This window comes from Bradyrhizobium sp. (assembly GCF_049581145.1).
Classification (GTDB): domain Bacteria; phylum Pseudomonadota; class Alphaproteobacteria; order Rhizobiales; family Xanthobacteraceae; genus Bradyrhizobium.
Window position 1 is genome coordinate 1 of sequence record NZ_JBAURI010000273.1, and the last position, 10,190, is coordinate 10,190.

Sequence of the window (10,190 nt, forward strand, 5' to 3'; positions counted from 1 at the left end):
ATGCCGACCATCACCTCGGGCAACACCAACACGCCGACCGCGATGATCGCGGAAAAGGGCGCGGCGATGATGCTGGAGGATAAGCGATAGGCCGGCTCACGCCTCGAAGGTCAGGGGCTCGGCGATCTCGGCGCCGGTGAACGAGGCCGCCATCGGCCGGCGTACCCCGGGCAACACCGCGACGTCGTACAGTTCGGTCACTGCGCCCTCGATGCGGATCCATTGCACGATGTCGCCGGAGCCGAGGTTCACGATCTGCAGGCCGCACCAGCCGTCGGCATCGCGCTTCTTCAGTTCGTCGTCGAGCGCAAGCCCCGAGAACGAGCCGTCGCGGGACAGCGACAGGCCGACCACGGCATGGCCGTTGTGGAACGCCAATCCGCGTAGGAAGCCGGGGCAGAACGCACGCGGCGCGAAATTGCCGCTGGCGAGATCGACGGTGCCGAGATGTCCGCTACCGGAATTAAGCACCCAGAGCTGGTTTTGGTGCCAGCGCGGCGAATGCGGCATCGACAGTTTTTCGGTGACGATGGCGCCGCTCGCCACGTCGATCACGACGCCGCCTTCGGCGCGACGAGCGCGCCAGCCATTGACCACGTCGCTGCGGCTGGTCGCCGTCACGAAAGCCGCCTCGCCGTCCCTGACCGCAAGGCCATTGAGATGGCAGCGGTCCTCGGCCGCCAATTTCGTGATGAAGGACGGCTTCCAGAACACCCGGAAGGCGTGCACCGGCGACAGCAGCGACAGGCATGAATACAGCGTGTTGACGAACACGATGCGGCCGTCGCCGAGCACGCCGACATCGTGGATATCAAGCTCGCCGGTGGTGTGGGCCACGCGCGGCACGTAATAGCGGTCGGCACCGTTCGCGCTCTGGTCGGCGGCCAGAACGTTCTCGAAGCGCCAGACCTGGAACGGCGTCGCCAGCACCAGGCGCTGCGGGTCGGCCCATAGTCCCATGGCGCGGCCGGTGCCCACTTCATGAATTGCCAGCCGCTGCGCCTCGTCGACCCCGACCAGATAGAGCCGCCCGGTCTGGTACGAGGTGAAGGCCAGGCTGAGGTGGTTGGCGCGGAGCCAGTCGGGCAGGCCGCGCGAGCAGGCGATGTGCGCGGGGGTCAGTTGCGGCAGGGTCGGGGATGCGGCGGAAGCGTCGGCTGATTCAGTGCTCAATGGTATCCTCTCTGTGGGAGGGGTCCGAAAACACGCAAGGTCAAACCGCCTCTGGCTGCTCCGAGAACCCACGACCGCCTGCCGAAACGCCCGCGACGTGCCCGGGCGGCGCAATTAGGGCCAGCGGGTGTGTCGAGTGAGGTACACCGGCAGCAAAATACCGCAAGCTATCCGATATCCCGGGTTAACCGAGCTTGATCTTCCTCTCACGTGCATGCTTATGGGCTTATAGAGCTTTATCCAACTACCGTCTCGTCCAACCAGCTTGCTTGGCTCCTGCAAGCAGATGCAGCGCCAGCGGAACGAGACTTTGCAATGAAAAGCAATTCGAAGCCGGCTTCCACCAAGCGCGCTCATTTGGCCACCTTGAGCTTGGGGCTGGAACGTCGGTCCGGCCTGAGCTGGCGCGAGGCGCTGCTCGGCACGGCCGCGGCCGGCGCGCTGTCTTTCGCGATTCCTGGTCCGGCACTGGCGGCGCCAGACCCCTGCACGCTATCCGGCGGCGCTACAATTGCGATCTGCAGCGGCAATCAGTCCGCCGGGATCGCCAGCGGCGTCGATTTTCCAGTCCCGCCGGTCAACACGCTCGACGTCAACAACCTGACCCAAGCCATCGCGCCAGCGAGCGGAATCCCCGGCATCGCGTTCACGTCCAACAGCGGCGACGCCACCATCACCAGCAATACCGGGGCCTTCGGCATCACCACCGTCGGTCCTACAGCTTTCGGAATTTTGGCTCTCGGCAGCGGCGCAGTCACGGTAATCTCGACCGGCAACATCACCACAACGGGAAGCTATGGCGTCGGGATCGCCGTCAGCACCTTTCCTGGTGGCGCGATCACGGTGACGTCGACCGGCAACATCACCACCTCGGGCAATCACGCGAGCGGGATTTTGGCGAAAGCCAGCGGCGCTGGCCCCGACGCCGTCGCGGTGACATCGACCGGCAACATCGCCACCAAGGGCACCTATGCCTATGGCATTTTTGCCCTCGGCACTGGCGCCGCCCCGGTGACGGTGAATTCGGCCGGCACCATCACCACCCAGGGCGACCATGCGAGCGGCATTCTTGCCAGCAGCGGCGGCGGCGGCGTAACGGTAAATTCGACCGCGAACATCGCCACCGCGGGCAACCAGTCCAGCGGGATTTTTGCCGTCAGCACCACTGGCGCGGTAACGGTGACCTCGACCGGCAACATCACCACACTGGGCGCTGGATCGACAGGGATTTATGCCTCCAGCATTGGAGGCGCAGTGACGGTGACCTCGATCGGCAATATCGCCACCAAGGGCAATCATACGTACGGAATTGAAGCCCTCAGCAGCGGCGGCCCGATCGCGATCACCGTCAAATCGGGCACGGTGTCCGACGGCAGCGGTTCCGGCGCGGGCGTCCTGATCACTGGCGGCACCAACAACACGCTGACCAATTTCGGCACGGTAACGGCGCTGTCCGGCTTGGCAATCGAGGGCATAAACTTCTTCCGTGGCAGGCCGGGCAACAACACGGTCAACAATTTCGGCACTGTGACCGGCAATGTCGCGCTAGGAAGCGGTGCCAACGCCTTCAACAACATGGCTACAGGCTTGTTCAACGCCGCCACCATCGTCAATCTCGGCGCGGGCAACACGCTGACCAATGCCGGCACGCTGTCACCGGGCGGCGCCGGGACGATCCAGACCACGACGCTATCAGGCAATCTGACGCAGACCACGACCGGACGGCTGCTCACCGACATCAACATCGCCGGCGCCACCGCCGACCGCGTCAATGTATCCGGAACGGCCAACCTCGCCGGCGCGGTGCAGTTGCAGGTCCAGAACCTGGCGCTTGGGCCTTGGCAGCAGACCATCCTGTCGGCGGCAGGCGGCGCGACCAACAACGGCCTGTCATTGCTGGGAAGCCCAGTGCTACAGGCGCAGCTGGTCTATCCCAACGCCAATGACGTCGTCGTCAAGAGCGCCGGCATCAATTTCATGACCCCCGGGCTCAACGGCAACCAGACCTCGCTCGGCAACGCCTTCAACGGCGTGGCGCAGACCGCGGGGCTCGGCGGCCCGATCTTCAACCTGCTGCTCAACGGCCCCACCTCACTCGATGGCTACCGCCAAGTGCTCAACCAGCTCACCGGCGAGGGCGCGACCGGCACCCAGCAGGCCACCTTCGATGCGATGGGCCAGTTTGTCGGCCTGCTGCTCGACCCCTACAGCCGAGGCGGTGCATCGCCGCCGGGCGGCGGCGTCAGCGGCTACGCCGCCGAAGCCGAGCCAAGCGCCTATGCCTCCGGCGGACGCCAGCGTTCGGCCGCCGAGCGCGACGCCTATGCGATGTTCACCAAGGCGCCGCCGCAAAGCTTCGCGGCACGCTGGAACGTGTGGGTGGCGGGTTTCGGCGGTTCGCAGACCACCGATGGCAACGCCGACACGGGAAGCAATTCGACCACCAGCCGCATCGCCGGCACCGTGGTCGGTGCCGACTACCTGATCACGCCGAACACCATCGCCGGCTTCGCCCTCGCTGGCGGCGGCACCGGTTTCGTCATCGCCAACGGTGTCGGCACCGGCCGCTCCGACCTGTTCCAGGCCGGCGCCTATGTCCGGCATACCATCGGACCGGCCTATATCGCCGCCGCGCTGGGCTATGGCTGGCAGGATGTCACCACCAACCGCACCGTGACGCTGGCCGGCATCGATCAGTTGCAGGCACAGTTTAATGCCAATGCCTGGTCGGGCCGGATCGAAGGCGGCTACCGTCTTGTCAGCCCGTGGATGGGCGTCGGCATCACGCCCTATGCGGCCGGCCAGTTCACCACCGTCGACCTGCCGGCCTACGCCGAACAGAGCACCCTCGGCACCAGCAATTTCGCGCTGGCCTATGCCGCCAGGAGCGTCACCGCCCCGCGCAGCGAGTTCGGCTTCCGCACCGACAAATCCTTCGTTCTGGTCGATACGCTGCCGGATACGATCCTGACCCTGCGCGGTCGTTTCGCCTGGGCGCATGACTACAATACCGACCGCTCCATCGCCGCCACCTTCCAGACGCTGCCGGGCGCCTCCTTCGTGGTCAACGGCGCGGCGCAGTCGGCAGACAAGGCGCTGACCACGGCGGCCGCAGAAGTCAGATGGCGCAGTGGCTTCTCGCTGTCCGGCACTTTCGAGGGCGAGTTCTCCAGCAATTCCACCAGTTACGCCGGCAAGGCGGTCGCCAGATATCAGTGGTGACGACGGTGATCGCCGAGAACGGCGCGGCGATGATCCGGCACGATGCGTGATAGACAAGCCGCCCCCTCCCTCCGGGAGGGACGGCGAGATGCCTCACGGACGGCCTTAGAGCCGCTTTTTAGGCGTGCTGGCCGTGCGTCTCGGCGTGATGGCGGCTGGCCTCGGCGTGATGTTCCTCGGCGTGGCTGGCATGGCCGTGCGCGGTGTGGGCGTGATGCGCTGCCTTTTCGTGATCGCCGGCCTCATGATGCTTGGCGGCCTCGCGGTGGTGCTTGGCGGCCTGCTCGTGGTGTTCGGCGGCCTTGGTGTGGTGCTCTACGCCCTTGTGTTCGCTCATATTTCTCTCCCGGTCTGGCAATTAAAGTCCACAAGGGGTTACGCAATTCGCCTGACAGTTTGCTGACAGGAGCAAGACAGTTTGTTGCGGTCGACGGGTTCCGGACATCCGGCCCGTCAAGACCGCCACGTGGCGGCGGACACCATCCGCACCGCGCGGCGGCCGATGCAGCAAACGGCGCTCGCGCACCGAAATCCTGCACGCCCCCAAGGTCGGAGACGACGACGCCGCGCTCGCCGGGGCATACCGATACGCCGACCGCGATGATCGCCCGAGAAGGGCACGACGATGATCCTGGAGGATGGGTGCCCGATTCAGATCATACGCGCTACGACCGGGATTTTCCGCAACAGCAAGGTCAGCCCCCAGCTTGTCGAAAGCGTGCCGGTCAGGACAATCGCGAATTTGACAAAGGCCGGGTAGTCCGGATCGTAAACCAGGTATTGCAACCAGATCAGCGGCACAAAGTGCAGCAGATAGATGCCATAGGCCGACGGCTGCATGACGTCGAGCAGCCAAAGCCTTGATCGCGCAAAGCGCAAAGACACCGCCGGAATCGTGAACGTCATCGAGGCGCAGAACATCGCAAAGCAAAGAGCGTAAGTCGTGTGCCACCAGAGCGGCGGCGACCTGAAGTCCACGATCCATTTATGGTGCGCGTAGACCAGAAGCAGAATGGCGCCATAGAAGATGAGCGCAAAGGCAAGCCAAACCACCCAGCGCTTCGCGACCTCGCCTTTTTCCGCGAGCAGCCCGACTCTCAACCCCGCCGAGCCGACAACGACGCCGGCGAGGAAATAACCGGCATAGAGCAGGATACGACTGATCTGAATGGGCAGTGGATAGTGACCGGGCGTGAACCACGAGGCCTCGCCAAACTCCAGGCGCAGCGGCAGATAGAGGACGATCGAGAAGACCAGGAACGCAGCGAAGCTGACCATCGGCCGATCATACCGAGCAGCAGCCCATCGCCCCAGCGCCTCGATCGCGCGCGGCGCTGCCGCCCACAACAGCCCCGCGATCGCGTCAAGCGCCAGCAATACCCATAAGAACCAGGCCGACCCTGACGGCCAGGGGCCGACCGTCAGCATGTGCCACCAGAAATGAAGGAAATTGACGTCGTTTGCGGCCGGAAACTGGTAGCGAAAATAGGCAATCGGCATCAGGACAAAGATCGACACCAGATAAGGTATGCCCAGACGCCAGGCGCGGATGGACAGAAAATTCGCCGCGCCCCTTCGCGCCAGACTGTCGTGAACGAACAGTCCGGAAATGAAGAACATGCAGGCCATGAAGAAGCTGTCGTTGAACAGCACGATGAGATCGAAGCCGAGCCAGCGCATGCGATCGCCGCCGATCCCGAAATGCGTGTAGTTGATGACCGAGTGGTACAGCACCACCAGGAACGTGAGGAAGGTGCGCGCCCGATCGAGCGGAACGATGCGCTCCGCGACCATCAGGCTCTGGCTGCTTTCGGGTCTCTCCTGCATCCGTTCCCGACCGCGTCGCGCCGCTCCGGCCAGACTCCGGCACCACGACATCCTCGCCGCGACGTCTTGCTCGGGATTTATGGATTGCCCGCCGGTTGAGAAGGGTGCCCAGCGCGCTCCGTGGCGGAACGATCCTCGCCATGCTTCCGCTCACGGAAACGTCATTAACCCTGTGCGATCCCGCGTCCCGGCCGCCCCGACCTCCCGGGAATAAACCCCCTCCGCGCCCGATCACCTCGCCGGAACCCAATCACGGGTCCCATGGAGAGAGCGCGATGAGCGAAACCGATCACAAAGATGAAGAACGCGGCGTCAGCCGCCGCAAGGTGCTGGAATGCATGACCTGGGCCGGCACCGGCGTCCTCTGGACGATCACCGGCGGCGTGCCGCATTCGCTGGGTCTTGTCGATGCCGCGAATGCCGCAGAGCAGCCGACGGGCATGACGTTCATGCAGATCAGCGACAGCCATGTCGGCTTCGACAAGCCGGCCAATCCGAACGCGCTCGGCACCCTCGAGGAGGCGATCAACAAGGTCAAGGCGATGCCGAAGAAGCCGTCGTTCATGATCCACACCGGCGACATCTCCCACCTGTCGAAGGTGAGCGAGTTCGATGATGCCCAGCGCATCATCTCCCAGGCGGGCCTCGACGTGCACTACGTGCCGGGTGAGCACGACTTCCTCGACGAGGACGTCAAGCTGTACAAGGACCGTTACGGCAAGGGCACCAAGGGCGCCGGCTACTACTCGTTCGACGCCGACGGCGTGCACTTCATAGGCCTCGTCAACGTGATCGACCTGAAGGCCGGCGGCCTTGGCAATCTCGGCGCCGAGCAGCTCGAATGGCTCGAGGACGACCTCAAGGGCAAGTCGAAATCCACGCCCGTGGTGGTGTTTGCCCATATCCCGCTCTGGACGGTGTATCCGGAGTGGGGCTGGGGCACCGAGGACGGCGCCAAGGCGCTCGAATACCTCAAGGGCTTCGGCTCGGTGACCGTGCTGAACGGTCACATCCACCAGGTGATGCAGAAGGTCGAAGGCGCCGTCACCTTCCACACCGCGCGCTCGACCGCGTTCCCGCAACCCGCGCCGGGCACCGCGCCCTCGCCCGGGCCGATGAAGGTCGCCGATGACAAGCTGCGCGGCATGCTTGGCGTCGCCAGCATCAACTTCAAGCAGGGCGACCAGCGCCTCGCGATCATCGACACGCCGCTGCAGGGCTAAGGGAATCCGAATATGACGTTCACTGCTCCGCGCAGCCTTGGCACCCATCTTGGTGCATCTCTTGTCATCGCTGCGGCCATCCTCCTCGGCGGCGCTTCCGCGCACGCCGAGGAACACCAGGTGACAATCGACAACTTCACCTTTTCGCCGCCGGATCTGACGGTGAAGGTGGGCGACACCGTCACCTGGACCAACCACGACGACATCCCTCACACAGTGGTGTCGGCCGGCAAGTTCAGGTCGAAAGCCCTGGATACCGACAATACTTTCACCTTCACCTTCACGGCGGCCGGCGACTACAAGTATTTTTGTTCGCTGCACCCCCACATGACGGGAATGGTCAAGGTTGAGTAGCAGTCCGATCCAAGGCATCACAGTCGCGCCCGGCCGGTGGACTCCAGCCGACCGGGCGCGTGCATCTTCCGCCGAAGCGGGGCAACAGCCGATGCCGACCAGAGGTTCTCACGACGATCCCGACAGGGCCCGGCGCTTTCGCGACGCGGCGCTGCCCTATCTGGATGACGTCTGCACCCTTGCGCGTTACCTGCTGCGCAATGCGGCCGACGCCGAGGATGCGGTTCAGGAGTGCTACTTGCGGGCGCTGAAGCATTTCGACGGCTATCGAGGCCCCGCCATGAAGCCCTGGCTGTTTGCCATCCTGCGCAACGTCTGCCACGCGGAATATGCAAGGCGCGCGGCGCAGCCGGCCGCAGCGGTCGATGATGCTGCCGAAGGCGCCGAACAGGCGCCGCTCTGGCACGAGGAGCAGGAGACACCGGAAGCGCAGATTCTGAAGGATCGCGACGCCGCCGCGATCCGCAGGCTGGTGGACGCGCTGGCCGAACCCTTCCGCGAGACGTTCGTCTTGCGCGAGATCAATAATCTTTCGTACCGCGAGATCGCGGCTGCGGTCGGGGCACCGGTCGGCACCGTGATGTCCCGCCTCGCGCGCGCCCGCGCCATGTTGCGTTCGGCATGGATGGCGGACCAGGAGCAAGCAAGATGACCTGCGACGAGGCTGAAATCCTGCTTCACGCGCTGATCGACGGCGAACTCGACGCCGGGCACGCGCGCGAGGTGGAAGCGCATATCGCGGGGTGTCCCCGTTGCGCCGCCGATCTCGTCACCTATCGCCAGATGCACGAGGCGATCGGAGCGATGGATCTCGGCTACACCGCGCCAGCCTCGCTGCGCCGGCGCATCGAGGCGTCGCTGCCGCAGCCTCCGCGCCTCGTTGCGAACCGGCGCGCCTTGCTGCGCGGTTTTGCGATGGGCTCGGCGGTGTCGGCATTGGCTGCGACCGGCCTCGTCGCCATCGTGCTGCGCAACGACGACCAGCAGCAGATCGAATCCGAAATCGTCTCCGCGCATGTGCGCTCGCTGCAGCCCGGACATCTGATCGACGTGGTGTCCACCGACCAGCACACCGTGAAGCCGTGGTTCAACGGCAAGCTCGACCTGTCGCCGCCGGTGATCGATCTCGGCCCACAGGGCTTTACGCTGGCGGGCGGCCGGCTCGACTATGTCGATTCCCGCCCGATCGGCGCCGTCGTCTACCGGATCCGCGCCCACGTGATCAATCTGTTCGTGGCTAAATCCGACAACACCGAGCATGTCGCGGCCACCACCAACATGATCCAGGGCTACAACATCCGCGCCTGGAGCGAGCGCGGCATGAACTTCTGGGCGGTCAGCGATGTCGGCGTCGCCGAGCTGGCCGAATTCGGCGAGAAATTCGAAGCCGCGATTCAAACCAACAAGGAGACTTGAGATGCAGACGAGAGTCGAGGCGCGCGCCGTCACGCCTGGACGACCTACGCCGAGCGACGCACCGCGTTGTCGACCAGAGTCTTGCCGAGCGACCAGATCGCGCCCGGAACCTTGTGGCTGGAGGCGATCACGGCATCGAACGCCGTCTCGATCCAGTTGCAATCCTCTTCGGTGATCGTCAAGGGCGGCAGCAGCTTGATCGTGTGGCTGCCGTGGCCGGAGACCTGAGTCAGGATCTTGTGGTCCTTGAACAGCGGCACCGTGATGAGCTGGCAGAACAGGCCCCTGTTGGCAGTCTCCAGCACGTTCCAGGACGCCTTCAGGCGCAGCGATTTCGGCGGCCCGAACTCGACGCCGATCATCAGGCCCTTGCCGCGAACCTCCTTCAAGAGCTCGTAGCCCGGCACCATGCGGGTGAGCGCGAGCCTGAGCTCGGCGCCGCGCTTGGCGGCCGCCTCGATCAACTTTTCAGACTTGAGCACCTCGAGTGTTGCGATCCCGGCCGCCATCGCCAAGTCGTTTTTGGCGAATGTCGAGCCGTGCACCACCGCGCGGTCCATCTGATTGAAGATCTTGTCGAAAACGCTCTTGCGCGTGAGCAGCGCGCCGACCGGGACATGTCCGCCGGACAAGGCCTTGGAGAGCAGCACCATGTCGGGCTCGACATTCCAGTGCTCGACCGCCAGGAATCTTCCGGTGCGGCCGACCCCGGTCTGGATTTCGTCGGCGATGAACAGGGTGCCGTATTTCTTGCAGAGCGCGGCGGCGCCCGGCAGGAATTCCTCGGTGGGCATGTTGACGCCCTTGCCCTGGATCGGCTCGACGATGAAGGCAGCGACCTGGCGCGACGACAGCGCCTGCTCGAGTGCTGCGAGATCATTGAACGGGATCGACGTGCATCCCGGCAGCAGCGGCTCGAAGCCGCCGCGGAAATTGGCGTCATCGGTCAGCGACAGCGCGACGTAGGACAATCCG

The 10,190-nt window shown here is 64.7% G+C and carries 9 protein-coding genes; 5 read left to right on the forward strand and 4 right to left on the reverse strand.

The features are described from left to right. Positions 1-96 precede the first annotated feature (96 nt). A complete protein-coding gene (locus WCB02_RS09130; protein ID WP_423957658.1) occupies positions 97-1,173 on the reverse strand; it encodes a TIGR03032 family protein in 1,077 nt (358 codons plus the stop codon). A 315-nt stretch (positions 1,174-1,488) separates the two neighbouring features. Here WCB02_RS09130 and WCB02_RS09135 point away from each other — a divergent pair, with 315 nt between their 5' ends. After that, entirely contained in the window at positions 1,489-4,395 is a 2,907-nt protein-coding gene (locus tag WCB02_RS09135; RefSeq protein ID WP_423957659.1) for an autotransporter outer membrane beta-barrel domain-containing protein, read from the forward strand. Between the two features lie 118 nt (positions 4,396-4,513). On the opposite strand, the gene WCB02_RS09140 is transcribed toward WCB02_RS09135, so the two are convergent. Beyond that, on the reverse strand, positions 4,514-4,732 hold the full coding sequence (locus tag WCB02_RS09140) for a hypothetical protein (protein ID WP_423957660.1): 219 nt from the start codon (positions 4,730-4,732) through the stop codon (positions 4,514-4,516). Positions 4,733-5,046: 314 nt separating this feature from the next. Then, positions 5,047-6,222: an acyltransferase family protein gene (locus WCB02_RS09145; protein ID WP_423957661.1), complete on the reverse strand. Its 1,176-nt coding sequence runs from the start codon at positions 6,220-6,222 to the stop codon at positions 5,047-5,049. Positions 6,223-6,497: 275 nt separating this feature from the next. Here WCB02_RS09145 and WCB02_RS09150 point away from each other — a divergent pair, with 275 nt between their 5' ends. The 4 genes from WCB02_RS09150 to WCB02_RS09165 all read left to right on the forward strand — a co-directional run bounded on the left by WCB02_RS09150 (position 6,498) and on the right by WCB02_RS09165 (position 9,215). After that, positions 6,498-7,445 (forward strand): metallophosphoesterase family protein, encoded by a 948-nt coding sequence (locus tag WCB02_RS09150; RefSeq protein WP_423957663.1) that lies wholly within the window; start codon positions 6,498-6,500, stop codon positions 7,443-7,445. A gap of 12 nt (positions 7,446-7,457) precedes the next feature. Then, positions 7,458-7,799 carry a cupredoxin domain-containing protein gene (locus WCB02_RS09155; protein WP_423957664.1) on the forward strand — a complete coding sequence of 114 codons (342 nt, stop codon included), beginning with the start codon at positions 7,458-7,460 and terminating at the stop codon, positions 7,797-7,799. 91 nt (positions 7,800-7,890) lie between these two features. Further along, the gene (locus tag WCB02_RS09160) at positions 7,891-8,451 is read left to right on the forward strand and encodes a sigma-70 family RNA polymerase sigma factor (protein ID WP_423957666.1); all 561 of its coding nucleotides are present in this window, start codon (positions 7,891-7,893) and stop codon (positions 8,449-8,451) included. After that, positions 8,448-9,215 (forward strand): anti-sigma factor family protein, encoded by a 768-nt coding sequence (locus tag WCB02_RS09165; protein ID WP_423957667.1) that lies wholly within the window; start codon positions 8,448-8,450, stop codon positions 9,213-9,215. The genes WCB02_RS09160 and WCB02_RS09165 overlap by 4 nt, the downstream gene beginning before the upstream one ends. 44 nt (positions 9,216-9,259) lie before the next feature. Here WCB02_RS09165 and hpnO read toward each other — a convergent pair. Then, the coding region (gene hpnO / locus WCB02_RS09170; protein ID WP_423957669.1) for an aminotransferase class III-fold pyridoxal phosphate-dependent enzyme at positions 9,260-10,190 on the reverse strand (931 nt) is incomplete at its 5' end.

Coding starts and splice junctions, on each gene's coding strand:
- WCB02_RS09135 (WP_423957659.1), top strand. CDS start 1,489: ATGAAAAGCAATTCGAAGCCGGCTTCCACCAAGCGCGCTCATTTGGCC.
- WCB02_RS09140 (WP_423957660.1), bottom strand. CDS start 4,732: ATGAGCGAACACAAGGGCGTAGAGCACCACACCAAGGCCGCCGAACAC.
- WCB02_RS09145 (WP_423957661.1), bottom strand. CDS start 6,222: ATGCAGGAGAGACCCGAAAGCAGCCAGAGCCTGATGGTCGCGGAGCGC.
- WCB02_RS09150 (WP_423957663.1), top strand. CDS start 6,498: ATGAGCGAAACCGATCACAAAGATGAAGAACGCGGCGTCAGCCGCCGC.
- WCB02_RS09155 (WP_423957664.1), top strand. CDS start 7,458: ATGACGTTCACTGCTCCGCGCAGCCTTGGCACCCATCTTGGTGCATCT.
- WCB02_RS09160 (WP_423957666.1), top strand. CDS start 7,891: ATGCCGACCAGAGGTTCTCACGACGATCCCGACAGGGCCCGGCGCTTT.
- WCB02_RS09165 (WP_423957667.1), top strand. CDS start 8,448: ATGACCTGCGACGAGGCTGAAATCCTGCTTCACGCGCTGATCGACGGC.